Here is a 25,798-nt window from a genome sequence, read left to right as displayed (position 1 = left end):
ATGCGTTCGCGGTGTAGGCGCCGGCGAATGGCATGGGCGTCATGGTTGGCGTTAATTAACCAAGTTATTGCTTGTTATATTGAGGCGAGGCGTATTGTTTTGCAAGAAGGGCCTTGTCAGGTGGTTGAGCCACTATTGGAGCCGAAGAGTTTCCCAAGGCTGGCAGCACGTCACACCGTCAATTTCCGGCTGAACTTGGTTTCCATCACGATATGGGACGCGGTGTGCGCCACCCCTTTGATCATGTTGATCCGGGTGAGCTCGGCGTTAAGTTCGCTGAGGGTGGCGGTAGCGAGATGAATGATGAAGTCCGACTCGCCCGAGACCGCATATACGGCCTGCACCGCGTCCATCTTGCGAAGCGAGGTCATCACATCGGTGTAACTCTTGTTGGTGCAGGAGGTCATGGTGAAGCAGGTAACCGTCTGCTGCAGCCGGTCCTGGTCGATGCGCACGCTGTACCCGGTGATAACCCCCGCCTTTTCCAGACGGGTAATCCGTTCCTGCACCGCAGAGCGTGAGACCCCGAGTTTGCGGGCGAGTGACGCGGTGGGCTCGCGTGCGTTGGCCTGAAGGAGGGCGAGCAATTGCCGGTCCTTGTCGGTCAGGTTAAACAATGGGCCGGGATTCTGCGTATCCATGGACACTTCCTTGACCTTGCTCGGGTCATTTTTTATGAGTCGCCCTGCGCTGCGAACGCCGTTCCTGAAACATGTCCATCATCTTCAGGCCGGCGTAAACCGTTTGTGCGGCCGCCGGGCCCAGCGGGCCGCCGTTCCATTCCAGGCCATAAGCATCGAACAGACGGTAGCGATCGGTTTCACCGCAGATCGCTTCGGCGATGACGCGTCCACCAATAGGCGCGGTGTTCATACCATGGCCACCAAATGATGTACATGTCCACAACCCCTGCCCAAGCGGGCCAATGTGCGGCATTTTGTGCCGCGCATAGCCCATCAGCCCGGACCAGGCTTTGTCGATCTTGATGCCGCGTAACTGCGGATAAACGTCGAGGATGTCTTGGGTCAGCAACTGCCCGAGGCGTTTTTCATCCTGCAGGTTCCGGGTGGTGATACGCCCGCCCCAGAGCAGACGGTCGCCCTCGACGACGCGGTAATAATCCGAGGCCCGGCGGTTATCGCCCACGGCATCGGTGGTACGCACCGCCTCCGCCAGGCGATCACCCAGATGCTCGGTCAGCACCGCATAGGTCGCGATGGGCAGGAAGGCGCGGCGTAACTTGCCGAACTCCGGCCCGCCATAGCCGCCGCAGCAGTACACCACATGGGCACAATCCACAGTGCCTTGATCGGTTGCGACGCGGTGTCGCCCGTTGCGACTCTCGACGCTGATCATGGGCGACCGTTCATGGATTTTCCCGCCGCTGCCCTCGATCAGCCGGGCCAGGCCGAGGCAATAGTTCAACGGGTGGAAGTGAAAGCCATGGCTGTCGCGCAGGGCCTGGAAATACCGCTCGGTCTTGAGCTTTTCGCGCACCGCCTGGCGATCCAGGTACTCGAGGTGAAAGTCGAAATCCGCCGCCATTTTGTCGCGCATGCGCTGCAGGTTATCGCCATCGTCGTAGCGAACCACGCTGAGTTTTCCGGGGGTTGGCGTGCAGCCTGGCAATTGATGTCCGGCGATCATGTCTCGAACAATATCGACGCCTTCAAGGGACAGTTTGAACAGCGCGGCGGCGGTCGGTTTACCGCAGCGCCGCTCGATGGAGGACAACCCTTCGGACCAGCCCTGAAGCACAAAGCCCCCGTTACGCCCCGACGCGCCCCAGGCAACACGTCCCGCGTCCAGCAGCACCACGGACTGCCCGCGAGAGACCAACTCCCACGCAGTACTCAGCCCTGCCAGCCCAGCGCCGATGATGCAGACATCGGCCTGGGCATTTCCACACAGCACCTCACGTTCAGTCGTGTCGCGCATCGTGGCGGTGTAGTAATTGTTGTTGTAGGTGTACATGAAGTCCGTCGTCCTTTTTTCGCGGCGCAGGCGTACCACGCGCCACGTCGAGGACGGGCGCCTGGTAGGCCAATGCTTGTTTTATTGCACTTGGGTGAGGTCGGCGCCGTACCACTTTTCAGACAGCTGCTTGAGCGTGCCGTCGGCTTTCATGTCGGTGACGATCTTGGTCAAGGCGGTGTTGAACGCCGCATCCCCCTTGTCCACGGCGATGGCCAGGGGTTCGTAGTAGGCCGGCTTGCCTTCCACTCTGACGACGGGATAGCCATTCTTGATGGCCGCCACGATGGTTGGAAGCGCAGACAAGGTAGCGTCCAGGCGAACCCCGTTACCCATGCGCAGATCATCCAGCGGGCCCATGCTGTCGCCGTAGGTGCGAACCTCGCCGGGTGTGACGTCATAGGTAAATGGCGGCACATCGGCGGCGTCGATCTTGAGGCGACGATTGATATAGTCCTCCGACGTCGTGCCGGCTTCGACGCCGATAATCTTGCCGTTCAGGTCCGCCAACTTCGTCTCGGCGGCGTCCTTGTGCACGGCGAATACATACGGCGTGTAGTAGTAGATCGCGGGAAAATCGAGCACTCGGGTGCGCTCGGTGGTCGGCGTCATGGAGCCCACCGACAAGTCCCAGCGATTCGACCAGCGCCCGGCAGTGATGATCCCGTACTCGGGCGTCACGAAGTCGACTTTGCTGCCCAGGCGCTTGCCGATTTCGCTGGCGACATCGATATCAAAGCCTTGCAGCTTATTGTCCGGCCCCAGGAACGATTGCGGTGGCCAGTTGGCCGAAGTGGCCACTTTGAGCACTTTGGTTTCATGGATGCGGTCGAGGGTTGTGCCCGCCCAGGCAACGCCTGTGGGGCCGGCGAGGGCGGTGGCGACAGCGGCTGCTGCGACGAAGCGAGTGAGCGAGATCATGGGTAAGCCTCCAGATATCGTGAATGCGGATTTTTGTTGTTTTGGTCGATGTCCGACGATGCTTCTCAGTGGCTGAGAATCTGCGACAGAAACTCCCGGGCACGCTCGTGCTGCGGGTTGTCAAAAAATTCGGTGGGTTTGGCCTGCTCGATGATGCAACCCTGGTCCATGAAGATGATCCGGTCGGCGACCCGCCGGGCGAACCCCATCTCGTGGGTGACGCAGACCATGGTGATGCCGTCCTGAGCCAACTCGCCCATCACATCCAGCACCTCCTTGACCATCTCGGGGTCAAGGGCGGACGTGGGCTCGTCGAACAGCATGATGCGCGGGCGCATGCACAAGGCGCGGGCGATAGCCACGCGCTGCTGCTGGCCGCCCGAAAGCTGGCTGGGGTATTTGTCGGCCTGGTCCCCGATGCGCACCCGGTCCAGGTATTCATGGGCCAGTTCGCGCGCCTGGGGCTCGCTGAGCTTGCTCACCAGGCGCGGCCCCACCATCAGGTTTTCCAGCACCGTCATGTGTGGGAACAGGTTGAACTGTTGAAACACCATGCCGACCTGGCGGCGTATGCCGGCCACGCAGGCGGCATCACGGGTCAACTCGGTCCCTTCGATAAACACGTGGCCTTTCTGGAAGTCCTCCAACAGATTCAGGCAGCGAATCAACGTGGACTTTCCGGAACCCGACGGCCCGCACACCACCACGATTTCACCGCTGGCAATGTGCAGGTCGATGCCCTTGAGCACATAAAAATCGCCATACCATTTGTGCATGTCCTGGATCGATATCGCAGGGTATGGAGCAGGGACTACGGAGGGCTGATTCATCGTCATGCTCCTGATTCAGCGATGGGCGCGGTTGAAGTGCTTTTCCAGGCGGGCCTGAACGGTTTCCAGCACGATCGACAGCAGCCAATACAGCACGGCGGCGGTGATCAGCATTTCCAGGTGACGGAACTCGGCGCGTCCTTGGGTTCGCGCCAGGAACATCAGCTCCCAGACCCCGATCACCGACACCAGCGAACTGTCCTTGAGCATCGAGATGAACTGGTTGCCCGTCGGCGGAATGATCAGGCGCATGGACTGCGGCAGAATCACCCGGGTCATGGTCTGGAACGGATTCAGGCCAATCGCCCGCGAAGCTTCCCACTGGCCCCGCGAGATACTGCTGATCCCTGCGCGGAAGATCTCCGTCATGTAGGCGCCATAACACAGCGAAAGCGCCAGGATCCCTGCCGGAACGGCCCCGACGACATAACCGAGTTGAGGGATGCCGAGGTAAATCAGATAGATCTGGATCAGCAGCGGAACACCGCGAAAAAACGAGGTGTAGAAGCTGGCAATCGCAATCGCGAAGCCGTTGGACGACAAGCGCGCGGTGGCGCCCAACAAGGCCAGCACGAACGCAATCGCAATCGAAATCGCCGACACGTAGACGGTGGTGAACACCCCCTGGGTAATCATGAAGCCGATTTTGGTCGCGATGAAACTGTAGGAAAGGTTGAAGGTGTCGAAGAACAACAGGAACAGCACTAGCAACTCGCACCACACCGTAATGATCTGTGCGCGTAAGGGAAACCGGCCAAGGATGAACAGGTTCAGCACCACCGTGAGGGTAAACGTCCCGCCCACCGCAATGTCACGCGCCAGCGGGGCCGACAGGTCGAGAACGATGGGGCCCATCAAGTGGGCAAGGCGGCCTTCGCCCACACCGCACGCCAGCGTGATGATGAAAATCACCACGGCGACTGCGCCCATGAATACGGCGCTGTCCGTCATGCGAGTCTTGACGATATGGTCTTTGTACATGGCTTGAGCGCCCCGGGGTGAGCCCCTTTATTGTTGTCAGTCCATTATGGGTTGGCAAAATGCTGGGCGGCACCCTGCGGATTGTTGGGAATTGCGGTTTTTAAGGGCGGATGAGGGGAGGGGAGCCGTACATCTGCTGGGCGAGGTCATCAGGCTTTCGCCAGCAATCATTTCGCGCCAGACTCATTGGCATTCATCGCCCCAGGGTAGCCACCATGATTTCCCATGTGTTTTTAGGTACAGGTGATTTTGATCGAGCCTTCGCTTTCTATTCCCAGCTGATGGCTGAATTGGGCCTCACGTTGAAATTCTGTGATGCGGCAAAACCGTGGGCTGGCTGGGTTTCCAAAACTGCACCTCGGCCAATCTTCGTCATCGGCGCGCCGTTTGATGGCAACCCGAGTGCACCGGGGAATGGGCAGATGGTGGCGTTACTTGCGCCCAGTCGGGAGGCGGTCGATAGAAGCCATTCGACAGCGCTGGCGCTCGGCGGGGTTTGTGAGGGAGAGCCTGGATTAAGGCCTCACTATCACCCCGACTATTACGGGGCGTATTTTCGGGATATGGATGGCAACAAGCTGTGTGTGTGCTGCCATGATCCAGAAGCAAGTGAGTTGGGGCATGGGTGATCGGGTGTGACCAACCAGCCTTAATCATCAACAAAGTGTTCATGCCAGGCGTCTTCACTTAACATCAGGGTCTATTCGCATTCATGCATTCATGGAGGATCCTGCGCATGTTCGGCCCCTTGCTCGACAAACTCTTCAATCGGCCCGTGACCGAAGAGGGCTTCGCCCAACTGTTCATCAAGGCCGCACGCGATGCAGGCTTTAGCGGACCCCTTGACTACCGGCCAAGTGAGTTTCGTCTTTTGCACGACAATGGTGCGTACTTCAACCTCCACAACGCCTTTCGTGACTATCAGAGCGCCGACAAAGCCCACAAGCCCTCCGTGTTGAACGGCTACGTTTCGACGTTGATCAATGCCAAGCAAACCGCGCCGCAGACCTTTGAGCGCGTGAGACCCTTGTTGCGCCCGGTGATTCGAAATCTCGCGATGCTGGAAGAGGTGCGCCTGCACCAAGCGCGCACCCTAGGCTGGGACGCGCCTTATTCAACGGTTTATCAACCACTGGGTAGAGACTGTGTGACCTTGCTTGCAGTCGACTATCCCGAGTCCACGTCTACCCTGACGAAGGGGCCGCAGGAGGACTGGGGGTTGACCATGGACGAAGCCCTGGCGATTGCCGTGGATAATCTGCGTGAAGCCACCCCGGATGCGTTCGAAGAAATCGAACCCGGGGTGTACACCGGTCGCTGGAATGACGGATATGACACCAGCCGGGTACTGCTGCCGGACGTGCTGCAGCGTGCGCCGATCAAAGGCTTGCCGGTGTTCATGATCCCGACCCGTGACGTACTGTTGGTGACGGGCGACAGAGACGAGCAGGGCATTCGCAATATGGTTGAGGTCTGCTTCAAGGCGATTGAAAGCGGGCGGGTGGTTTCTAGCCAGGTTTATACCTACCAGGATCAACAGGTCGTGCCCTTTATCTCCGGGGACGCCGTCGTTGAAACACGGCTGGCAAGCCTGGAACAGTTACTGCTGCTCGGCGCCTACCATGACCAGAAAGAACTGCTCGACAGGATCCATGCCGAGCAACAAAACGATGTGTTCGTCGCCACCTACCAGCTGTTTGAGCTGGCCGGGGGCAACGGCGAGGCATTTTCGGTGTGCAGTTGGACCAAAACCGTTGACACCCTGCTTCCAAAAACGGATCGGGTCGCGCTTGTTGAAATTCAGGATGACGGGAGCGCGAATGTCCATGTCGTGGAATGGGACGAGCTTAAGTCCAAATTGGGCGAACTGCTGACGCCGGTCAGTGTGTACCCGCCTCTCTATCGCACGGTTGGCTTTCCGGCCGAACAGCAATTGAGCCAGTTGACCGTGCTGAGCTGACGCCGCTTGTTTATGGCGGGTCTTGCGGCCTGCCATTGATTCACTCGGTCACGCCTTTCAGCTCGCATCACGGTTACAGTTTCGTCCTGGACACTGAGTGCTTTCGCCCCATTTTCGCGCACGGCACTCCGGTTTCTGAGCAGCGCCCCGCCTATCCTGTGGCCTGTCCTCAGCGGTCCGTTTCTTGCTTGAGCCAGCTTAATCAATGACATGGCATTTTGCCGTCAGTCATTTCAAAGCTTGATTCGCGGTTGATGCGAGTGGTTCTAGGAGTTGTCGGACATGCAAAGTATTTTGTCGCCAGGAATCCGCCTGCTCGGACGTTTTGGATTTGCGCGCAAGTTCCAGATCCTGTTTTTTCTGTTCATGCTCCCCCTGGCGGGCAGCTTGTGGATGATCGCGCAGGAGTACCGCACTAAGCAGACGGTGATTTCCAATGAGCAATCCGGTGTGCGCGAACTGTTGGCCCTGGATGCCCTGGACGCCCAGCTGACCGCCCAGCGCAACCTGGCCGCACGCTGGAAAGCCGCCGACATCCTCCACGATCAGACGCCCGCCGCCAAAGCCGCAATGACCGCGGTCGACACCAATTTCCCGCTGATCCTGCAAAGCGTGCAGGCCCTGGGTGAGGCTCTGAAAGCCCAGAACGCCAGCGCTGATACCCTCGCACGCTTCGAAGCACTAAAAGCATCGGTCACCGGCATGGACTCCCAAGCCCTGCGCACCGTGGGGTGGTGGCCGGACGGCTACGACCGCTTCACGTCTGCACTGAGCGCGATGCAAACCCTGCGCGAGCAGATCACCATGGACACCGGTTTGATTCTCGACCCGTGGCTCGAAACCTATTTGCTGATGCAGATTTCCACCCAGCAGACCCCCGACCTTATCGAACGTATCGGGCGCATGGCGAGCGTCGGGCAGTCGTCCATCGCATCGGGCCAGTTCACCCTGCAAAGCCGTTTGCAGATGCGTGATTTGCGCGGGCGTATCGGCGATGCCAGGGACCAGTTGGTCAAGGCTGCCGCGTCCCTCAAGGCCAAGCAATACCCTGGGCTGCAACCCTGGATCGCGCAATACGACGACAGCGTGCAACTGTTGGACCGCGAGCTGAAAGCCCTGGACGAGGGAGTGTTCGGCGGCACCATCAAGCTCGATACCAGCGGCTTTGAACGCAGTGTCGACGGCATGCTCGGTACCCTGGGCGCGTTGCGTAGCCAATCGCTGACCTCGCTGGACGCGCGCCTGGGTTACTACCGAAACAGCTCGCTCAAGCAATTCATCCCGGTGGCGGTGACGTTCAGCGTGCTGGCGTTGGCGGCCCTGTACTTGTTCGTGTGCTTGCAGGCTTCGATCCGCCGCAGCGCCAGCGGCATCACTACGCTTGCTGAATCCCTGCGTGACGGCAATCTGTGTGTGGAGGTGGCGGTGGAAGGGCGTGACGAACTGGCCGCCATCAGTATTGCGCTCAACGTCGCCGTGATGCAGTTGCGCACCAGCCTGTTGGGAGTGAACCACGAGACGCAGCAGCTCGGCTCTGCGGTGCTGACGCTCAATTCGCAATCGGGCAGCACGCTCACCGAAGTGGAAGACCAGCAACAGCAAATCAGCCAGATTGCCGCTGCCGCCACGCAGTTGGCCGCGACCTCCATGGGCGTCGCCAGAAGCTGCGAGCAGGCCTCCGGCAGTGCGCAGAAAACCCGGCAGATTGCCGAGGACAGCAGCCGCGACAGCCAACGCACCACCGCCAGTATCCAGCAACTCAACCAGCGCCTGACTGACACCTCCGATGCATTGGAACGCGTCAGCCAGCAGGGCCAGCAGATCCAGTCGGTGGTCGACACCATTCGCGGCATCGCCGAGCAGACCAACCTGCTGGCGCTTAACGCCGCCATCGAGGCCGCACGGGCCGGCGAACAGGGCCGGGGGTTTGCGGTGGTGGCCGATGAAGTGCGCAGCCTGTCCCAACGCACCCAGGCCTCCACGGCGCAGATCGCCGGGACGGTCGACAGCTTGCGTGCGACAGTGAGCCAGGCCGTCACGCTGATGGGCGCGGCGTGTGAGCAGGCGGTAACCGACGCCGAGTCCGTTACGGGCTTGGGTCATCGTCTGGGCGAGATCGCCAGCGCGGTACAAAGCGTCACCGACACCTTGGCGCAGATCGCCACGGCGGTGGAGGAACAGGCGGCGACGGCGGATGAAGTGAGCGGCAATATCCAGCAGGTTGATCAGGCCGCAGGGCGCTTGCTCGATGGCGCGCGGGCGGTGAATCAGGCCGCAGATGTGTTGAGCAAGGGCAGTCGGGCATTGAGCGATAACACCGCGCGGTTCCAGCTGGGTTGAGGGTGTGTTGGCGGGGCAAACTGTGGTATTCAGCACCCTACAGTCCAGCAAGGAACGCAGATGAATTTCTTCAAGAAGCTCTTCGGGGCACGGAACACGCCTGAGCCCCAGCCGCCCGAGCCCGTGGCATCACCCGAAACCGCCGCGCAAAAGCTCAATTACGATGACCTGACCGAAGCAGAGGCGGCGAACCACGCCGCTTGCATGGCCAGTGCGCAATGCCTGGACCGCCATTGGCAATCGGTAGGCACCGTCGAGCGGGACGTGCTCTCGTACATCATCAGCCCGAGTTTCAGCGGTGGGCCTGATTGGCCGTCGACCCGCCAGGCGTACCGGGTGGTTCGCCGGGACCATGCCATCGTGCTCGCGACAGACGGCCTGTCCGACCCTTTCGATGACGCCGAGGGGTTGGGCAATGGCTTCGAAATGGAGCTGTTCCTGGAAACGTCCGATATCCCGGAACATGCCCGTGGTGTGTTAGGGGAGATTGATCCTTTAAAGCAGAGCTGGGCGTTTGAGCTGATCGAGCACGTCGCAAAAACCGTTGCGAACGCCGGCGGCATTACCCATCAACTGGACCGCCACGGTGTGTTGTCCCTGGAGCTGCCCGGGTTCAGCAAGTCGCACCACATGAGCGATCAACTGCCGCCTCTGTTCGTGACCGAGGACGATGCCACGGGCGTGCTGTTGGGCGGCCCTGATCCGGACTTCCCGACCCGCCTGGACGACATGCCGCTTTCCCCGGTCAGGCTGGTTCCCGTGGTATTGATCACCGCGTCCGAGCTGGAATACGTGCGCACCGGTGGCCGCGAAGCACGGGAAGATCTGGTGAGCCGGCTGAACGCTGCTGGCGTCGGGCACACCAGCAGCCTTCGTCGGGCCAGCGTGGTATGAGGCCGGAAGACGCGCGCTCCAATTCGACGAGCCAGGGACTTTTTCGATGACCTCCGATCCGTTCCGTATTCCAACCGATGCTGAAATCGAGAAGGCCGCGAGCAACCTGAACTTCCCGTTCCCTGCGGCCTACATCGAGTTCCTCAAGGGCGGCAGCGATGTGGCCAATGCGACGTTCGAACCGGCTGTGATCCTGCCGGGCACGAGCCATCTCGACTTGTTCGAAATCGCCCAGGTCGCCTGGAACCAAATGGGTGTGCCAAAGGAGTGGCTGCCGTTCATTGAAGAAAACGGCGACTACTTCTGCGTGTCGCAGACAGGGCAGGTTCGGTATTGGTCGCACAATGGCCCGACGAATGAGCGCTGGCCGAATTTCTCGGCGTGGTTCCAGCAGGTGTGTTTGGCAGGTGAATAAGCGCGCAGCTTTCGACGGGGGAATGGAATGCTCTATCATGAGTTTTAACTCATAAAGGACTGCCCGTCCGGGAAGCAATGCCATGAGAGACCTGCCGCCTACCTCTACATTGCGCGCCTTTGAGGTTGCCACGCGTCACGCAACCTTCACCTCGGCTTCAGAAGAGCTGCACGTCACTCAAAGTGCCGTCAGCCATCAACTCAAGCACCTCGAAGAACTCTGGGGATTGCAGCTGTTCCAGCGGGGCAAGTCACTCAGCCTGACGCCTGCCGGCGCGGCCCTTGCGCCCATCGTGCGTGAGTTCTTCATGAACCTTGAGGCTACACTCGCCGACCTGCGGGAGCAAAAGGGCAGGGTCCGGCTCAAGGTCAGCACCACCTATTCCTTCGCGCTGAAATGGCTGCTGCCCCGGCTGCCGAGCCTGGCCCAGCGACACCCGGAAATATTGGTCTCGCTGGACTCCAGTGACAAAGCCATCAACTTCTCCAGCGCGGAGGCTGACGTGGCGATCCGCTTCGGCAACGGAAATTACCCGGCTCTGTACTCGGAGTTCCTGTTCCGGGAGCAGATTTTTCCGGTGGCGAGCGCCGATCTTCTGAACCGTTTTGGCATGCCGCGCACGCCGGCCGAGTTGCTGCGCTATCCTTTGCTGACGCGAGACGGTGCCGACCTGGTACCGAAATGGGAAGTCTGGTTTCAACACGTGGGCCTGGGGATTTCGCCGCTCAAGGAGAGCGTCAGGTTTGCGGACACCAACATGACGATCGAGGCCGCCTTGCTCGGCCAGGGCATCGCGTTGGCACGCAGTGGGCATGTGGAATCAGAACTGAGTGATGGCAGCCTGATCAAGCTGTTCGATGTGCCGTTCCCGTCCCCGGTTGCCTATTACTTTGTGTGCCCCAAGGGTCTCGAAACCCGCCCGCACATCGTCAGCTTTCGTGAATGGCTGATGCAGGAGGCCGTAAACGCCGGGCTGGCTTACGAATGAGGCATGAGGATTTGCTCATTCTCAAATGAGGAGACTTCGTTTCAGTTAACGCGCCGGTTTGCTTAGGATTGGCGCATGCCTTATCACATCATTCTCCTGGTCCTGTTCGCCGCCTTACTGCACGCCAGTTGGAATGCGCTGCTGCGTGGCGGAGCCGACCGGCTCTGGTCGATGACGGTGATGTGCCTGGCAGTTGCCATCGCCAGTGGCGCAATCGCTTTGTTCCTGGAGCCGCCCGCGTCAGCCAGTTGGTTTTATGTGGTGCTGTCAGCGGTGCTGCATGTTGGCTACAACCTGTTCCTGGTGCGCAGCTACAAGGTGGGCGACCTGGGGCAAACCTATCCGATTTCACGGGGCTCCTCGCCGGTCCTGATCACCCTTGGCGCCGCAGTGTTTGCCGGGGAGAGCGTTTCGGCCAGCTCGCTGCTGGGCATTGCCCTGGTGTCTGGCGGGATTATTTCACTGGCGTTCAGGGGCCGCCGCGTGGCCGTGCCCAGCCTGCCCTACGCCCTGGGCACCGGGTGTTTCATTGCCGCCTATAGCGTCACCGATGGCATAGGCGCACGCCTGTCCGGTGCCCCGATGGCCTACACGGTCTGGATGTGCGCCCTGTGGGGCGTGTTGATGCCGGCGGTCTATATCGGCCTGCGTGGGGCAAAGAGTTTGTTCAGCGTGCGGCCCGGGTTCTTCACGGCGCTGGGCGGTGGGCTGGTGTCGCTCCTGGCCTACGGAATCATCATCTATGCCATGGCCGGTGCGCCGATGGGGGCGGTGTCGGCCCTGCGCGAAACCAGCGTGTTGTTCGCGGCGCTGATTGGCTATTTGTTCCTCGGCGAGGCATTGACGGTGCGCAAGGTGCTGGCGTGTGTAGTGATTGCCACCGGCACCATGCTCATCGGCTGAGAACAGGTCACGCATTTCCCACCACCACATGAAGGTTCGCTCAATGGATACCGTCTCGCAGGCACCGCTGATTCTGATAACGGGTGGAAGTCGTGGCGTTGGCGCCGCCACCGCGCGGCTGGCTGCCGCACAAGGTTATGACGTGGCGATCAGCTTCGTTTCCGACGAGTCTGCTGCCCTCGCGGTAGTGGCGGATGTAGAAGCAGCGGGGCGCCGGGCGTTGGCCGTGCGTGCAGACAGCGCAGACCCGGAGCAGGTCGTTCAGTTATTTGCTGCGATAGATCGGGCGTTCGGGCGCATTGATGTACTGGTTAACAACGCCGGGATCAACGCGTTGCAGTCCCGGGTCGAGGACCTGGCGTTCGAGCGCATGCAGCGGATTTTCGCGGTCAACGCGATCGGGCCGATGCTGTGTGCCCAGCAAGCGGTGAAGCGCATGTCGTTTCGTCATGATGGGCGGGGCGGTTCTGTGATCAATATCTCGTCGGCATCCGCCCGGCTTGGCAGCCCCAACGAATACGTCGACTACGCTGCATCGAAAGGCGCGCTTGAGACCTTCACCATCGGCTTTGCCAAGGAAGTTGCCCGGGAGGGAATACGCGTCAACTGCATCCGCCCCGGGCATATCTACACCGATATTCACGCCAGCGGCGGAGAGCCGGGGCGGGTTGACCGCGTCAAGGATTCGATCCCCATGGGGCGCGGTGGTCAGCCTGAAGAGGTGGCCAGGGCGATCCTGTGGTTGGCAGGCGCCGAGGCATCCTTCATCACCGGCACGTTCCTGGATGTCACCGGCGGCAAATGAGCAGCAGGGCGTGGCACCGAGGCTTCCTTCGGTAGGCCACGCCAGGCATGCTTGCGCACGGTCAGCTGTTGAGTTTGATCTGCTCCTTCGCCAGCTTCACCACATTCTCCAGGGTAAAGCCGAACTGGGCCTGCAACTTGGCCAACGGCGCCGATGCGCCAAAGCTGTTCATCACCACCTTGGCCCCGGTCTGCCCTACGTAGCGATCCCAACCCAACGGGCCGGCCTGTTCCACCACCAGGCGTGCCTTCACCGTTGGCGGTAGCACGCTGTCGCGGTAGGCCTGGTCCTGTTCTTCGAACAGTTCCCAGCTCGGCATCGACACCACTTGTGCCGCCACGCCTTCAGACTTCAGTTGCTCATAGGCATCCACGGCCAGGCTGACTTCACTGCCGGTGGCCATCAGGATCACCTGTGGCTTCTCGGCGCCGGCCAGCACATAAGCACCACGGGACGTGCCCGAGGCTGCGGCGTATTTCGTGCGATCCAGGGTCGGCAGATTCTGCCGCGACAGCACCACGCAGGTCGGCCGGTGGGTCTGGGCCAGGGCGATCTTCCAGGCCTCCAGGGTTTCATTTGCGTCGCCTGGGCGCAGGGTCAACAAGCCCGGGGTGGCCCGCAGTTGGGTCAGGTGTTCGATGGGCTGGTGAGTGGGACCGTCTTCGCCGACACCAATCGAGTCATGGGTAAACACGAAAACCACCGGCAACTCCATGATTGCCGCGAGGCGAATCGGCGGCTTCATGTAATCGCTGAACACCAGGAAGGTCGAGGTATACGGCCGCAGGTACGACAGCGCCATGCCGTTGGCAATCGCGCCCATCGCATGTTCACGAATACCGAAGTGCAGGTTGCGCCCGCCGTAGTTCTCGGCGCTGAAGCGCCCGGCGTCGTCGAACGTCAGGTTGGTCTTGGTGGACGGCGACAAGTCTGCCGAGCCTCCCAGCAGCCACGGGATCTGTTTCGCAAACGCATTCAACACCTCGCCACCGGCGGCACGGCTGGCGACGCCCTTGGCATCCGCGGCAAAGTTTGGCAGTTGCTCCTGCCAATGCTCGGGCATCTCGCCGGCACGCATGCGGCGCAGCTCATCGGCCAGTTCCGGCTCGTACCGTTCCAGATGGGACAGGGTTTCAGTCCATTGCTCATACAGCGGCTTGCTGCGTTTAAGCAGCGCATCCCGCAGGACCGTGCGCGCTTCATCCGGTACCAGGAAGCTTGAGTCTTCAGGCCAGCCGTAAGCGGCTTTGGTCAGACGGATTTCTTCATCGCCCAAGGGTTCGCCATGGGCTGACGCGGTGTTGTGCTTGTGAGGCGAGCCATAGCCGATCACGCTGTCGACCACGATCAGCGTCGGTGCCCCGGTGTTTTTCTGGAAGGTGCTCAGGGCGTCGCTCAAGGCCAGCAGGTTGTTCGCATCGGTGACGTGCAAGGTGTGCCAGCCATAGGCCTGGAAACGCTTGATCACGTCTTCGCTGAAGGCCAGTTCGGTATGACCTTCGATGCTGATGGTGTTGTTATCGTAGATCCAGCACAGGTTATCCAGCTTCAAGTGCCCGGCGATGGACGCGGCCTCGCTGCTGATACCTTCCATCATGTCGCCGTCGCCGCACAGGGTGTAGACGTTGTAGTCGAACAGCACCTGGTCGTCACGGTTGAAACGCTTGGCCAGCCAACGCTCGGCCATCGCCATGCCGACGCTGTTGGCGCAACCCTGACCCAGGGGCCCAGTGGTGGTTTCTACCCCCGTGGTCATGCGGTATTCAGGGTGGCCAGGAGTTTTTGAGCTCATCTGCCGGAACTGCTTGATGTCGTCCAGGCTGATGGCCGGCTGGCCGGAGCGCTTGCCGTGGGCGTCAATCTCCACCACGCCCGCCAGGTGCAACAGCGAATACAACAGCATCGAGGCATGGCCCACCGACAACACGAAACGGTCACGGTTAGGCCAGTCGGGGTGCTCGGGGTGATAACGCAGGAATCGGCTCCACAAGGTGTAACCGACGGGCGCCAGGCCCATGGGCGTACCGGGGTGGCCGGAGTTGGCCTTCTGCACGGCGTCCATGGCGAGGGTACGAATGGTGTTGATGCACTGGGTGTCGACAGCGTTGGCAGCGTGATTCATGGAACCTGTTCTCCATCGGGTGACGATCTACAGTGGAGGGCAGGGTGGACCAAAGGTTTTATGAAATCGTCTGCCCAGCGACGAACGGGGACGCAAACGCGGCAGGTTGATCTCAAACATGACAAGAGCCCATCGGATGGGCTAGCTTCAAGGGGCATTCAGTCATTGATCAACTTGCGGAGGTACTCCATGCCAGTGAAACACGACCTGTATCAGGACTTGGGTTTGAGCAAGGAAGCTGTCGACGGGCGCAGAGCCAAGGACCCTCATTTGAACGCGCTGTTTGATAGATATAAAACTGTCGATGAGCTGGTGCTTAGCGCTGAGAAGGCCGCAGGCAGCGATGATGAGCTGAAGAAATTGAAGGAGAAGCGCTTGTTGGTTAAAGATGAGATCGCCAAGCTTTTGTGATCAGCGACACGCCTTAAGCGAAGGTCTCGAGCGAGCAACCGCTCGCTCGACACATATATAAGTTTAAGCGAGAGCTAATGATCCTCAAATCTTGACGGAGAAAAAGCCGAAATAGAAATCTTCGTCTGGCTCCCGCATGCCAAGTTTGCTAATGCGTCGCCTATAGCCGGTGCAAATTTGAATCCATGCCCTGAGCACGCAGATGCGAAATACACTGAGCTCAGCCTCGTGGAAGGGCCTAGTAGAAAAGACTCATCATGGCTCACTGTGTAGAAGCAGTTCCTCGCTCGCACCCGCGAACAATCAAGGTTAGGAAATATTGCTGCTACAGCAGCAGAAATTTCTTCAATAGATTTTGGCGATACAGGGACCGTCTTCCAGGCAGGAATAGAGGGGTTTTGTTGCCGGTTGTGAAAACCGATTTTTACGCCAGGTTCACTGCTGTTTATCGACGGAACGCCGTAAAGCAGTCCTCCATCCGGGAGTTCGTAAAGGAATACTGGAAAATTTTTATGAGAGAAAAGGTGTTCCGAACCGTTCTTCGGGGTGAACCAGTAAACAGGTACTTGGCGCGGTTCCAGGTAAGTCTTGAGTTCCGGCATCAGGTGATCAGCGATCCATGGCCCTGTGGTAATAATTACCGCCCCAGCGGTGTAGGTGTGACCATTTCTGGTCCTCAAGCGCACTCCTGATTCCAAGTTCTCAAGGGTGGTGACGCTTTCGCCGAACAACGTGACTGCACCCTGACGAACTGCTTCATTCAACATACCGAGTCTCGCGTCGCTCGCAGATATGGCATAGGCGCCGGGCTCATAAACGGCTCGCATCTCATCAGGGGCGTTATATGCTGGAAGATTGTGCCGGATTTTCGATGTGTTCCAGAGCTCGTGCTCTATTCCTCCTTTCCGGGCGGTTTCAATGCTCCCTGCTACTACACGGCTCGACTCGGGTCCGATGAATACGCCTCCCGTGGGAAAGAGAAGCTGCCTATCTCCGTATAGGTCAAGCTCACGCCACAGATCGTCCGCTCGGTTCAATAAGGGAAGGTATTTTTCACCTTCCCAGTATGCTCTGCGAAAAATTCTTGATCCTCCATGGGATGATCCATAGCAATGTGTAGGGCCGGCCGCTTCAATTCCCAACACTCTTTTACAGTTTGGTGCCAATCTCCAAAGCGTAGCTGCGCCAACAATTCCGAGGCCGATTACCACAACGTCATAGTTGTTTTTCATTTGGTCAGCCTCTCTGGTCGAATTAAGCTGATTATTAGTTCATAAAGCAGTAGGAGTGCTAGTGCGCCTATCGTCGCGACGAATAAAATCAAGGAGTTTGTGGATATTGATTGTTTGTAAAATAGCAAAGCGACTGTTAGTTGGGTGGTTGGTAGTACGAACTGAAAAAATCCCATCATGGATAGTGGTATTTTTCTTGTCGCTGATGAGAACATTATAAGAGGTACAATCGATACTGCGCCAGCCAGCCAGATTATAAAGCTTGATTGAGTTGATAGTTCGTTTGGCCACGCGGGTGTCCAGTCATATATCATAATAATGAAAATTAGACATGTGCTCAAAAACGCAGTTTCGATAAATAATCCGTTTATTGCGTTTAAAGGTGTCGTTTTTTTAAAGCAGGTGTATGCTCCCCAGGTCGTGGCAATTACTATGTATGTCCAATGGTTGAGTTCGTCGCTGTAGAGGATAAGTAGTGCGGACGAGCAGAGCGCTATTATGATAGATAATACCTGCGTCTTTCGGAGGGTTTCTCGATAACAAAAGACACCTATGGCGATTGATACGAGCGGAGCAAGCAGGTAGCCAAATCCGCTTTCTAAGATGTAACCGTTTACAGAGGCCCATATGAATGCTGTCCAGTTGGCAGCCACTAATAAGGAGGCTATACATTGTGAGGCTAGTGCTTCTATTTTGGTTTTTCTAATTTCATATAGGCCTTCCTTCAAATAAACAATAAGTGACAATAAGACTAGTGAAAGTATAATTCGATAAGCTACAAGTGTTTGAGGTGATACGTCGCTTAGCTCGCGCCAGTAAAGAGAAGATGCGCCTAAAAGAATGTTGGCTCCTATGCCCAAACAGATTGCCATCGCATGGTTCTCTGACTGGCGTGATGGGTGACTTATCATTTTTTCATACTTTACGATGAAAGAATTCGACAATTTCATACGACCAGTAGATATTCCCATGCTGATCTGTGGAGTAAGCTGCTAAGTCTTTTTTTCGCCAATTTTCAAATTCATCCTTCAAGGCATGGCTCATCATCCGCCATTGGGCTGAATAGTAAAGTAAAGGGAATGTATGTCGTTCTATTAGCTTATAGCTCAGCGGTGGAACACCCTGATGCTTTTCGTGATATCTCTTTAATATGTCGCGTATGCCTACTAGTGAGTTCAGCCCTATAATGGCTCGTCCCGTTTTGCTGAGATGTGCGGGGAGCTCATCAAGAAAGCGAGTAACTACTTCGTCACCATAAAACATCGCGCGTGTAGGGATTTGTCCTTGTTGTTTTATACTTCTCAATTCATCAAGCAGGGAGTTGGAAGGTGTCCGCCATCCCGGCGGATTGAAGAGGATTGTGTGAAATCTATCCTTCGGTATGCTTTCGAATAGATCGCTCACATGGAAAGATATTTTCTCATCTGTGAAGTTTATTGATTCATGGGTTTTCGCTTGTTTAATTGAGCTTTTAGATATGTCGGTAGCTGTAACGTGTTCATTGCCCAGCTTTCTCATTAGAAGTGCGTGTATGCCACTTCCTGTCCCCATATCCAGAAAGCTACTGTTCAGTGTCAAGTGATCTGATGTGCGGACTAAATAGCTGCCCAGTCTTAATCCTGCGAGACTTACATTGAAAATCTGAGGGGTATGAATTAGTTCTAAACTTTGCCCTAGGCCGAAGTAAGTTTCATACGTTTCATCTTGGTTGTGCGAATAGCATGAATCACCTACTGAGTTTGGCCATCCAGGGGCGCCATGATCGATTAGTCCCAGCATGTCTATCTCCCTTCGCCTAATAACTTCGCGCGTTGGCTAGCCTGCTTTAGGCCATCAACAATGATTGTGTTCATTTGATGCTCATCAAAAAATTGGATTGCCCGCTCTGTGGTGCCTTTAGCAGTCATCACTTTTTTACACAGATCCAAAGGTAGATCCGCGCTTTCAACCAATAAGGCACTAGTACCTCGGAGGAGTTGATTAACGATCTGATGCGCACTATTTTCGTTGAAGCCAGAAAAGATAGCGTATTCACGTAGTGAATTGGCAAAGTAGGCAACGTAAGCGGGGCCTCCGCCGACTAATGCTGTCGCGCTATCGAAGAGTTCTTCTTCCGCGAGCAGAAATTTACCTATCCCGGAGAATAGACGTTGAGCGATCTCGCGATTTTCTTTACTAAGGTTCGGTGCATAGCAAAGCACTGTAATGCCTTCGGCCACTGCGCAAGGGATGTTTGGCATGGCTCGACAAAGTTGTGTTGCGCTCAAGGTTTTGTGTAGTTCGAATAATTTTATTCCCGCCATCACGGAAATAATTAGTCCTGAATGGTTTTGAACTGAATTGCAGGTTTTCGAAAATTCTGAAAATGCCTGGGGCGGGATGGCGAGTATTAAAGTTTCATAACCTGTTAGTTTCGGAATTTTTTCATGTGCGTTTATCCCTGCACGTACAAGATTGCTTCGAAGGAGCCTGTTAGACTCGATGATGAGTATAGAAGTTTCAAGATTTGATTGTTTCAATCCAAGGAATATGGCTATGCCCATATGCCCGGCTCCGACGATGACGATATTATGTGTTACTGTCATAAAACCTCCAACTTCTCAGGCGCTTTGCGCTTTGCGTTGTTTTGGTCTTGAACAGTTTCAGCATCGTATCAATGTGGGCTTATATCAAACCATAGGCTTCCTAAATCGGCGTAGTCCCTTTCCGTTCATTTTTAAGTAGGTCGTGCGAAAGCAATTACCGTCGTTGCATTGCATTTCCACATTTGTTCAGAATTGCCTGAAAGACAGCGGCACCGCCGCTGCCTATCATGCCAATCGTTCGCCCGGCACTGGGGCTCTTAGACGGCGCATGGAATGCGCTGTGGCCGGGCGAACTCTCTCTTTCAAGCCAGCAGCGCGCGGGTGCATTCGTCAATCGAGCGCTGCTGGGTTTCTCCGTATAACTTCAGCTCATCAATCGTCTGGCGGCCCAGGGCTTTTTCAAACTCGGCCTGGTTGGAGTTGGCCGCGTAGTGACTCTGCGCTGCATCTCCCAGGTTCGACTGGAAAATCCCCGCCGCACTCACCGGCAGAAAATCCTCGTACACCAGCGGTTCTACGTCCACGTGGCCGGCGCCGATCAGTTCGTCCAGGGTTTTAACCTTGTCCTGGGCGGCCAAACCTTTCTCGGTCACGAAATAGCGGAAGTACGCCAGCTCCTGCTCACGCATCTCGCGGTGATTGTCGGGAAACGCCTGGAAGTGTTGCTCTATCAATTCGGTGTAGCGCCGGGCATTGGCCTCATTCGGAAACGCGCCCAATTCATCCCGTGCAGCATTCAGCAGTTGGTCATACAGCGCACGGCCTTTGGGCGTCAGCGCCACGCCACGTTGTTCGATTTCGCCGAATCGTGCGCTGTGGCTGCCTTTGGCATCGGTAAAGGCGATTGCCTCGTCGAGTGCCTTGAAGCTGGTCTGGCGCAGCAGGATCGGGCACTGGCGGCGGGGCGGGCCTTCGATCACGGCCTTGGGGGTAATGCCTTTGCCGGGCATCGCGGCCTGCACCTGGTCGATGTCCAGGGTGCGCGGCGTCAGGTGGTTGATGTGCGGGCCCTTGAAGGCCACCACGTCGGCGATCAGCCGGTGCTGGTCGCTCAGTTGCTGGTATTGCTCGGCGGTGACGGTGGCGGTGTGGTGCCAGCTGAAGGTTTCCAGGGCTTGCTGGATAAACGCGTCGGCGTGGGTGGCGTCGAGGCCGCCGTCGGCTTCCGCTTGTTGGATCAGCTCAAGGGCGCGCGGCGTGAAGATCGAGCGTTTGGCCAAGGCTGACTCGGCGAATGCGCGCAGTTCAGGATTTTCGATCAGTTCCAGACGCAGCAGGGAAGTGAACACCCGGAACGGGCTGGTTTGCAGCGCGCTTTCATGCACGGCGCGAAAGGCTGTGGAGTGCACCGGTACTCCGGCGGGCGTGAGGTCGTAATAGCCCACGGGCTGCATGCCCATCACCGCAAACAGGCGGCTGATGGTCGCCAGTTCTTCGGCGGTGCCCAGGCGGATGGCGCCGTGGCGCTCCATGTCCAGGCGCTGGATTTCCCCGGTGCGCTGCAGTTGGTGCGCCAGCCCGGCGTCGGTGTTGAGCACGCGGGCATTGGTCTCGGCCACCAGTTCCATCAATGCGCCGTACAGCGGCACTTCATCGCGGTACATGTCGGACATGGCTTTGGAGAAGCCTTTGCGAATGTCGTCAGGGCTGACATGGCGGGCGGTGGGCATAGAAAAATTCCTGGCGGCTGTCGAGGTGAACTACATGGTTGCCTGATTTTGTTGGGCCCGCCATGGCCTTGCAAACGAAGATTCCTCTGGACTTCATTCTGCAAATGAATGAGCTGGATGTTATTAGCTTCACGTGCATCTCACCGCTGATGGGCTCTACACTGGCCGTCACCTCTGAACGCGACGGAAGACTCGATGACGGCACAGCCTGCGACGAACATTCTGAACACGATTGAAGGCCAGCGCCTGGCCACGGATGACGCCGAGCGCTGGCGTGACTGGGGCCCCTACCTGAGCGAGCGGCAATGGGGCACGGTGCGCGAAGACTACAGCGCCGACGGCGATGCCTGGCGCTACTTCCCCCACGAACACGCCCGCAGCCGCGCCTACCGCTGGGGCGAGGACGGTCTGGCGGGCTTCAGCGACAAGGCCCAGCGCTGGTGCCTGGGCCTGGCGCTGTGGAACGAGCACGACGCGATCATCAAGGAGCGTCTGTTCGGCCTGAACAACGCCGAGGGCAACCACGGCGAAGACGTCAAGGAGCTGTACTTTTTCGTCGATGGCGTGCCGAGCCATGCCTACATGCGCATGCTCTACAAATACCCCCACGCGGCTTTTCCCTACGACGACCTGATCGCCGAAAACGCCCGGCGTGGCCTGGGGGATGCCGAATACGAAATCCTCGATACCGGGGTTTTCGAAGACAACCGCTACTGCGACGTCACGGTGGAATACGCCAAGCACCAGCCCGATGACGTGTTCATGCGCATCACCGTGCACAACCGTTCGGACCAACCCACACGCTTGCAGGTGCTGCCGCACTTGTGGGCGCGCAACGACTGGAGCTGGACCCACGATGCCCCCAAACCGGAACTGCGGCTGGAGGGCGAGCAGGTGGTGGCGCGGCACCATGAATTGTTTGATCGCCACCTGAGTGCCTGGGGCCAGGACGGTGTGGAATGGTTGTTCTGCGAGAACGAAACCAACTTCCCCAAGCTGGACGGGCAACCTGGGCCGGGGCCGTTCAAGGACGGGATCAACGACTATGTGACCACGGGTTCAGAAGCGGCGATTCGCCGGGACTCGGGCACCAAGGTGGCCGCGCGTTTCATCCTCGAACTTGCGGGCCAGGAAAGCAAAACCCTGTACCTGCGCTTCGCCCCGGCGCAGGCACCGTGGATCAATGCGCGCAAGCTGTTCGAAGAACGCCGTCAGGAGACCGATGATTTCTATGCGGCGCTGCAACAGGGCATCGCCGATGAAGAAGCGCGCAACGTACAGCGCCAGGCCCTGGCTGGGTTGCTGTGGTCCAAGCAGCTGTATTACTTCGACGTGAACCAATGGCTCGACGGCGACCCGGCCCAGCCCGCGCCGCCGCCCGAGCGTTTGCATATCCGCAATACCCATTGGCGGCACCTGTCGAATTTCGACATCCTCTCGATGCCCGACACCTGGGAATACCCGTGGTACGCCTCGTGGGACCAGGGTTTCCAGGCGGTGGCGTTTGCCCTGATGGATCCGGGTTACGCCAAGCAGCAACTGCTGCTGTTGGTGAAAGACCGTTTCATGCACCCCAACGGGCAGTTACCGGCTTACGAATGGCGTTTCGACGACGCCAACCCGCCGGTGCATGCTTGGGCCAGCTGGCGGGTGTATCAGCAGGACAAGGCGCTGAACGGCGTGGGCGACATGGATTTCCTGGAGCGGATCTTCCACAAGCTGCTGTTGAATTTTTCCTGGTGGGTTAACCGTAAGGACGCCGAGGGCCGCAACCTGTTTCAGGGCGGGTTTCTTGGGCTGGACAACATTGCGCTGTTCGATCGCTCGGCTGATTTGCCGCCGGGTTATCAGTTGGACCAGGCGGACGGCACGGCGTGGGTTGCGGCGTATGCGCTGGATCTGATGCGTATCGGTCTGGAACTGGCCAAGCGCAATGTCGTGTATGTGGATATCGCGGTGAAGTTCTTTGAGCACTTCCTGTATATCGCCGGGGCGATCAACCGGGTGGACGACAGCGCCGAAGGCTTGTGGGATGAGCAGGACCAGTTTTTCTATGACGTGCTGCATCGTCCGGGCGGTGAAAGTGAGCCGGTGCGGTTGCGCTCCATCGTTGGCCTGATGCCGCTGTTTGCGGTGCTGGTGCTGGAGCAGCGTGAGCATGAGGGGCTGGAAGGTTTGCGCGAGCGGTTGCTGGGGTTTATGAAGCATCGGCCGGACCTGGCCAAGCTGGTGTCGCGCTGGAACGAGCCGGGGCAGGGGAATCGACTGTTGCTGGCGTTGTTGCGGGGTGAGCGGACCAAGGATTTGCTGCGGCGCATGCTGGATGAGTCTGAGTTTCTCTCGACGTTTGGTGTGCGGTCGCTGTCGAAAGCGTTTGCCGAGGAACCGCTGGCGCTGAAGATGAATGGCAATACCCTGTGTGCCCGCTATGAGCCAGCGGAGTCGGATTCGCGGTTGTACGGTGGTAACTCCAACTGGCGTGGGCCGTTGTGGATGCCGGTCAACTACATGTTGATTGAGTCGTTGCGGGAGTTTCATCGGTACTACGCGGATAATTTCTCGGTGGAGTACCCGGCGGGGAGTGGGTATCTGGCTTCGCTGGAGGAGGTTGCCGATGGGCTCAGTCAGCGGTTGACGCGTTTGTTTCTGAGGGATGAGAACGGTTCGAGGCCGTCGATGGTCGGGTATGCGCAGTTGGAGGCGGACCCGGCCAGTCGCGATCTGGTGTTGTTTCATGAGTACTTTCATGGCGAGACGGGGCGCGGGTTGGGGGCGTCGCATCAGACGGGATGGAGTGCGCTGGTGGCGCTGTTGTTGCAGCCCCTGTAGGAGCGAGCTTGCTCGCGAAGGTCGTTAACGATGACGTTGGCTTTCTGATTCAACACGGCGCCCTCAGGTTTTTCGCGAGCAAGCTCGCTCCTACAGGGTGCAACATTTCCATGGGTGGGAATGATCAGAATCGGGTAAATTCGTCGCCCCTCATACAAGGATGTAGACAATGGCGAAGGTCGTTGCGCGATTCAGCAGTACGACTCTCTTGAGTGCGTTGCTGATCACCACCAGTATTTTCATGACGTCCCTTTATTCCCGGGCAGGCGCTGCGGCCCCGATGATGATGATGCATTGCAGTGATTGCAAGAAAGGCGAAACGTTTGACGCGACCCAGTGGTTCAGCAATGGGATGTATCGCCTTGAAACGGATCTCGTCCCCAACCCGATGATCACGATGATCCGCAGAAAGCCGGTGGTCTTCACCGCCAAGGATAACGACCAGTTGATGGAGGCTGCCCTGCGAGGCGTGGGCAATGCCGGTGGCGAGTCGCAGGATGTGATCGCGCTTGAGGCGCAGTGGCCCGTGCTGACCCGCCGCGTGCGCTACTCCTACAGCGTGTTTGTGGCTCCGGATGTGCCGCGGGATCTTTACGATATGTACGTGCAGGTTGGCCGCAAAAAATTCCTGGTCATGATTGGCCTGGACGTGAACACCGGCGAAATAACCGCAGAGTACGAGGGGCGAGAGATTCGTGTGGGGGATGCCAACGACCCGCAGTACCTGGAGACCTTTGACGAGTTGGACGATGCGGGAACCCGCTAGGCGTTTGCTTCGCCCCTGAAATGACAAATCCCGCCATTGGCGGGATTTGTCATTTAAAGCAGGCTTGATCAGGCCGGGAACAGCTCGCTCAATTTCATGGCCAGCATCATGTCGCCTTCAGTGCGCAGTTTGCCGCCCATGAATGCCTGCATGCCGTCGGTGGAGCCGTCGACGATGCCTTTCATGGTTTCGCCGTCCATCACCAGGGTGACTTGGGCGTCCGGGTTTTCACCTTCCAGCAGTTCGCAGGTTTTGTTTTTCACGACCAGCGAGAAGTTCTGGGTGTCGTCGATACGGAAACCGAACACCAAGTCCAGGCCGTCGGCAGCGGCTGGGTTGAATTTGGCTTTCATTGCTTCTACGGCTTTAGCTACGTCAGTCATGGTTTCGATCCTTTTATGGTGAGTCCAGTGACCTTGGGGTCACGGTTGGCCGCAATTCATCGGAAGGTGATGAGCTGCGGCGCCTTCAACAGTTGCAAGTGGGTATGGCTGTTGAAGGAAGCCAGTGCCACCTCGCGACCACGGAATTTCAGTTGGTTGAGCGAGGTGTTAACAATTTGCCAGTTCAGTTCGAAGGCCTGTGCGGCAGGCATTCGGGTAATCAGGTGGAGCAGGGCAGTGATGGTGCCGCCGGAGGTAAACACGGCGATCTTGTCACTGTTGTCGGCGGCTTCGAGGAGGCGTTGCAGGCCGCCCTGGACACGCTCGACAAACCCCAGCCAGCTTTCCAGGCCCGGCGGGTCGTAGGTGCCGGCCAGCCAGCGTTCGACAATCAGGGAAAAGATGCGCTGGAACTCGCCACGGTTTTGCGCGGCGTTACGCAGGATGTGCAGGGCTTCAGGTTCGCTGTGCAGCAGATCCGGGAGCAGGGCGCGAATGATCGCCTCGGCGTCGAATTCGTTGAATGCGCTGTCGATTTCCAGCGTGGGTACCGGCAAGCCGAGGGCGCTGTATTGTTCGAAGGCGGCGGTAGCGGTGTGCTGCTGGCGGCGCAGGTCGCCCGACACGCAGCGGTCGAAGCTCAGGCCCAGTTCCGCCAGGTGGCGGCCCAGCACTTGCGCCTGTTGCACACCGATGGGCGACAGCACGTCGTAGTCGTCTGCACCGAAGGAGGCCTGGCCATGTCGAATCAGGTAGATGCTGCCCACGTCCGTTTTCCCGGTACGTTGA

General features: G+C 58.2%; 24 protein-coding genes and 1 pseudogene. 11 read left to right on the top strand and 14 right to left on the bottom strand.

Annotated elements, in window-relative coordinates:
- Positions 1 to 170 precede the first annotated feature (170 nt).
- From HBJ59_RS08390 to HBJ59_RS08370, 5 genes are all read right to left on the bottom strand, one after another.
- Positions 171 to 641, bottom strand: a complete 471-nt coding sequence (locus HBJ59_RS08390) for an Lrp/AsnC family transcriptional regulator (RefSeq protein WP_167663243.1) — start codon at positions 639 to 641, stop codon at positions 171 to 173.
- Positions 642 to 666: 25 nt separating this feature from the next.
- Positions 667 to 1,974 carry an FAD-binding oxidoreductase gene (locus HBJ59_RS08385; RefSeq protein WP_167663242.1) on the bottom strand — a complete coding sequence of 436 codons (1,308 nt, stop codon included), beginning with the start codon at positions 1,972 to 1,974 and terminating at the stop codon, positions 667 to 669.
- A gap of 81 nt (positions 1,975 to 2,055) precedes the next feature.
- The gene (locus tag HBJ59_RS08380) at positions 2,056 to 2,895 is read right to left on the bottom strand and encodes a transporter substrate-binding domain-containing protein (protein WP_167663241.1); all 840 of its coding nucleotides are present in this window, start codon (positions 2,893 to 2,895) and stop codon (positions 2,056 to 2,058) included.
- Positions 2,896 to 2,960: 65 nt separating this feature from the next.
- Positions 2,961 to 3,725 (bottom strand): amino acid ABC transporter ATP-binding protein, encoded by a 765-nt coding sequence (locus HBJ59_RS08375; protein ID WP_063031104.1) that lies wholly within the window; start codon positions 3,723 to 3,725, stop codon positions 2,961 to 2,963.
- A gap of 15 nt (positions 3,726 to 3,740) precedes the next feature.
- On the bottom strand, positions 3,741 to 4,706 hold the full coding sequence (locus HBJ59_RS08370) for an amino acid ABC transporter permease (protein WP_076016963.1): 966 nt from the start codon (positions 4,704 to 4,706) through the stop codon (positions 3,741 to 3,743).
- Positions 4,707 to 4,921: 215 nt separating this feature from the next.
- On the opposite strand from HBJ59_RS08370, the gene HBJ59_RS08365 reads away from it, so the two are divergent.
- The 8 genes from HBJ59_RS08365 to HBJ59_RS08330 all read left to right on the top strand — a co-directional run bounded on the left by HBJ59_RS08365 (position 4,922) and on the right by HBJ59_RS08330 (position 13,011).
- The gene (locus HBJ59_RS08365) at positions 4,922 to 5,335 is read left to right on the top strand and encodes a VOC family protein (protein ID WP_167663240.1); all 414 of its coding nucleotides are present in this window, start codon (positions 4,922 to 4,924) and stop codon (positions 5,333 to 5,335) included.
- Positions 5,336 to 5,442: 107 nt separating this feature from the next.
- Complete coding sequence (locus HBJ59_RS08360; RefSeq protein ID WP_167663239.1) at positions 5,443 to 6,666, top strand: DUF1444 family protein; 1,224 nt, start codon at positions 5,443 to 5,445, stop codon at positions 6,664 to 6,666.
- 282 nt (positions 6,667 to 6,948) lie between these two features.
- Complete coding sequence (locus tag HBJ59_RS08355; protein WP_167663238.1) at positions 6,949 to 9,006, top strand: methyl-accepting chemotaxis protein; 2,058 nt, start codon at positions 6,949 to 6,951, stop codon at positions 9,004 to 9,006.
- Positions 9,007 to 9,066: 60 nt separating this feature from the next.
- Entirely contained in the window at positions 9,067 to 9,900 is an 834-nt protein-coding gene (locus HBJ59_RS08350) for a suppressor of fused domain protein (RefSeq protein WP_167663237.1), read from the top strand.
- A gap of 46 nt (positions 9,901 to 9,946) precedes the next feature.
- Entirely contained in the window at positions 9,947 to 10,315 is a 369-nt protein-coding gene (locus HBJ59_RS08345) for an SMI1/KNR4 family protein (protein ID WP_076016967.1), read from the top strand.
- Positions 10,316 to 10,397: 82 nt separating this feature from the next.
- Positions 10,398 to 11,303, top strand: a complete 906-nt coding sequence (gcvA, locus tag HBJ59_RS08340; protein WP_167663236.1) for a transcriptional regulator GcvA — start codon at positions 10,398 to 10,400, stop codon at positions 11,301 to 11,303.
- Between the two features lie 75 nt (positions 11,304 to 11,378).
- Complete coding sequence (locus HBJ59_RS08335; RefSeq protein ID WP_167663235.1) at positions 11,379 to 12,206, top strand: DMT family transporter; 828 nt, start codon at positions 11,379 to 11,381, stop codon at positions 12,204 to 12,206.
- Between the two features lie 43 nt (positions 12,207 to 12,249).
- Positions 12,250 to 13,011: an SDR family oxidoreductase gene (locus tag HBJ59_RS08330; protein WP_167663234.1), complete on the top strand. Its 762-nt coding sequence runs from the start codon at positions 12,250 to 12,252 to the stop codon at positions 13,009 to 13,011.
- 61 nt (positions 13,012 to 13,072) lie between these two features.
- On the opposite strand, the gene tkt is transcribed toward HBJ59_RS08330, so the two are convergent.
- Positions 13,073 to 15,133 (bottom strand): transketolase, encoded by a 2,061-nt coding sequence (tkt, locus tag HBJ59_RS08325; RefSeq protein ID WP_167663233.1) that lies wholly within the window; start codon positions 15,131 to 15,133, stop codon positions 13,073 to 13,075.
- Between the two features lie 189 nt (positions 15,134 to 15,322).
- Here tkt and HBJ59_RS08320 point away from each other — a divergent pair, with 189 nt between their 5' ends.
- A complete protein-coding gene (locus HBJ59_RS08320; protein WP_076017144.1) occupies positions 15,323 to 15,544 on the top strand; it encodes a DUF465 domain-containing protein in 222 nt (73 codons plus the stop codon).
- Between the two features lie 74 nt (positions 15,545 to 15,618).
- Here the strand turns inward: HBJ59_RS08320 and solA are convergent, their stop codons facing one another.
- The 6 genes and pseudogenes from solA to HBJ59_RS08295 form a co-directional block, all read right to left on the bottom strand.
- The gene (solA, locus tag HBJ59_RS08315; protein ID WP_076016972.1) at positions 15,619 to 16,776 is read right to left on the bottom strand and encodes an N-methyl-L-tryptophan oxidase; all 1,158 of its coding nucleotides are present in this window, start codon (positions 16,774 to 16,776) and stop codon (positions 15,619 to 15,621) included.
- Between the two features lie 39 nt (positions 16,777 to 16,815).
- A complete protein-coding gene (locus tag HBJ59_RS31430; protein ID WP_256576959.1) occupies positions 16,816 to 17,067 on the bottom strand; it encodes a hypothetical protein in 252 nt (83 codons plus the stop codon).
- 188 nt (positions 17,068 to 17,255) lie between these two features.
- A pseudogene (locus tag HBJ59_RS31995) lies at positions 17,256 to 17,648 on the bottom strand (EamA family transporter); the annotation flags it as partial.
- A 43-nt stretch (positions 17,649 to 17,691) separates the two neighbouring features.
- The gene (locus HBJ59_RS08305; RefSeq protein WP_076016974.1) at positions 17,692 to 18,555 is read right to left on the bottom strand and encodes a methyltransferase; all 864 of its coding nucleotides are present in this window, start codon (positions 18,553 to 18,555) and stop codon (positions 17,692 to 17,694) included.
- A gap of 2 nt (positions 18,556 to 18,557) precedes the next feature.
- Entirely contained in the window at positions 18,558 to 19,361 is an 804-nt protein-coding gene (locus tag HBJ59_RS08300; protein WP_076016975.1) for a pyrroline-5-carboxylate reductase, read from the bottom strand.
- Between the two features lie 302 nt (positions 19,362 to 19,663).
- Positions 19,664 to 21,031 carry a VOC family protein gene (locus tag HBJ59_RS08295; protein ID WP_167663231.1) on the bottom strand — a complete coding sequence of 456 codons (1,368 nt, stop codon included), beginning with the start codon at positions 21,029 to 21,031 and terminating at the stop codon, positions 19,664 to 19,666.
- Between the two features lie 195 nt (positions 21,032 to 21,226).
- On the opposite strand from HBJ59_RS08295, the gene HBJ59_RS08290 reads away from it, so the two are divergent.
- Both HBJ59_RS08290 and HBJ59_RS08285 read left to right on the top strand, forming a co-directional pair.
- On the top strand, positions 21,227 to 23,860 hold the full coding sequence (locus tag HBJ59_RS08290; RefSeq protein WP_167663230.1) for a glucosidase: 2,634 nt from the start codon (positions 21,227 to 21,229) through the stop codon (positions 23,858 to 23,860).
- Positions 23,861 to 24,029: 169 nt separating this feature from the next.
- Entirely contained in the window at positions 24,030 to 24,626 is a 597-nt protein-coding gene (locus HBJ59_RS08285; RefSeq protein ID WP_167663229.1) for a hypothetical protein, read from the top strand.
- A 68-nt stretch (positions 24,627 to 24,694) separates the two neighbouring features.
- On the opposite strand, the gene HBJ59_RS08280 is transcribed toward HBJ59_RS08285, so the two are convergent.
- Positions 24,695 to 25,009 carry an SCP2 sterol-binding domain-containing protein gene (locus tag HBJ59_RS08280; RefSeq protein WP_017479029.1) on the bottom strand — a complete coding sequence of 105 codons (315 nt, stop codon included), beginning with the start codon at positions 25,007 to 25,009 and terminating at the stop codon, positions 24,695 to 24,697.
- Between the two features lie 56 nt (positions 25,010 to 25,065).
- Complete coding sequence (locus HBJ59_RS08275; protein WP_093198097.1) at positions 25,066 to 25,776, bottom strand: histidine phosphatase family protein; 711 nt, start codon at positions 25,774 to 25,776, stop codon at positions 25,066 to 25,068.
- Between the last annotated feature and the right edge of the window lie 22 nt (positions 25,777 to 25,798).

The sequence above is a fragment of the Pseudomonas sp. AN3A02 genome (assembly GCF_011765255.1).
Classification (GTDB): domain Bacteria; phylum Pseudomonadota; class Gammaproteobacteria; order Pseudomonadales; family Pseudomonadaceae; genus Aquipseudomonas.
This window is presented reverse-complemented; position numbering and strand designations above follow the sequence as displayed.

What these genes read in the sequence shown, in the direction of transcription:
- HBJ59_RS08375 (WP_063031104.1), bottom strand. Translation starts at nt 3,725, where the DNA reads ATGAATCAGCCCTCCGTAGTCCCTGCTCCATACCCTGCGATATCGATC.
- HBJ59_RS08290 (WP_167663230.1), top strand. Translation starts at nt 21,227, where the DNA reads ATGACGGCACAGCCTGCGACGAACATTCTGAACACGATTGAAGGCCAG.
- HBJ59_RS08335 (WP_167663235.1), top strand. Translation starts at nt 11,379, where the DNA reads ATGCCTTATCACATCATTCTCCTGGTCCTGTTCGCCGCCTTACTGCAC.
- HBJ59_RS08355 (WP_167663238.1), top strand. Translation starts at nt 6,949, where the DNA reads ATGCAAAGTATTTTGTCGCCAGGAATCCGCCTGCTCGGACGTTTTGGA.
- HBJ59_RS08320 (WP_076017144.1), top strand. Translation starts at nt 15,323, where the DNA reads ATGCCAGTGAAACACGACCTGTATCAGGACTTGGGTTTGAGCAAGGAA.
- HBJ59_RS08370 (WP_076016963.1), bottom strand. Translation starts at nt 4,706, where the DNA reads ATGTACAAAGACCATATCGTCAAGACTCGCATGACGGACAGCGCCGTA.
- HBJ59_RS08350 (WP_167663237.1), top strand. Translation starts at nt 9,067, where the DNA reads ATGAATTTCTTCAAGAAGCTCTTCGGGGCACGGAACACGCCTGAGCCC.
- HBJ59_RS08280 (WP_017479029.1), bottom strand. Translation starts at nt 25,009, where the DNA reads ATGACTGACGTAGCTAAAGCCGTAGAAGCAATGAAAGCCAAATTCAAC.
- HBJ59_RS08365 (WP_167663240.1), top strand. Translation starts at nt 4,922, where the DNA reads ATGATTTCCCATGTGTTTTTAGGTACAGGTGATTTTGATCGAGCCTTC.
- solA (WP_076016972.1), bottom strand. Translation starts at nt 16,776, where the DNA reads ATGAAAAACAACTATGACGTTGTGGTAATCGGCCTCGGAATTGTTGGC.
- HBJ59_RS08285 (WP_167663229.1), top strand. Translation starts at nt 24,030, where the DNA reads ATGGCGAAGGTCGTTGCGCGATTCAGCAGTACGACTCTCTTGAGTGCG.
- HBJ59_RS08390 (WP_167663243.1), bottom strand. Translation starts at nt 641, where the DNA reads ATGGATACGCAGAATCCCGGCCCATTGTTTAACCTGACCGACAAGGAC.
- HBJ59_RS08295 (WP_167663231.1), bottom strand. Translation starts at nt 21,031, where the DNA reads ATGCCCACCGCCCGCCATGTCAGCCCTGACGACATTCGCAAAGGCTTC.
- HBJ59_RS08330 (WP_167663234.1), top strand. Translation starts at nt 12,250, where the DNA reads ATGGATACCGTCTCGCAGGCACCGCTGATTCTGATAACGGGTGGAAGT.
- HBJ59_RS08380 (WP_167663241.1), bottom strand. Translation starts at nt 2,895, where the DNA reads ATGATCTCGCTCACTCGCTTCGTCGCAGCAGCCGCTGTCGCCACCGCC.
- HBJ59_RS08360 (WP_167663239.1), top strand. Translation starts at nt 5,443, where the DNA reads ATGTTCGGCCCCTTGCTCGACAAACTCTTCAATCGGCCCGTGACCGAA.
- HBJ59_RS08385 (WP_167663242.1), bottom strand. Translation starts at nt 1,974, where the DNA reads ATGTACACCTACAACAACAATTACTACACCGCCACGATGCGCGACACG.
- HBJ59_RS08300 (WP_076016975.1), bottom strand. Translation starts at nt 19,361, where the DNA reads ATGACAGTAACACATAATATCGTCATCGTCGGAGCCGGGCATATGGGC.
- HBJ59_RS08345 (WP_076016967.1), top strand. Translation starts at nt 9,947, where the DNA reads ATGACCTCCGATCCGTTCCGTATTCCAACCGATGCTGAAATCGAGAAG.
- tkt (WP_167663233.1), bottom strand. Translation starts at nt 15,133, where the DNA reads ATGAATCACGCTGCCAACGCTGTCGACACCCAGTGCATCAACACCATT.
- gcvA (WP_167663236.1), top strand. Translation starts at nt 10,398, where the DNA reads ATGAGAGACCTGCCGCCTACCTCTACATTGCGCGCCTTTGAGGTTGCC.
- HBJ59_RS08305 (WP_076016974.1), bottom strand. Translation starts at nt 18,555, where the DNA reads ATGCTGGGACTAATCGATCATGGCGCCCCTGGATGGCCAAACTCAGTA.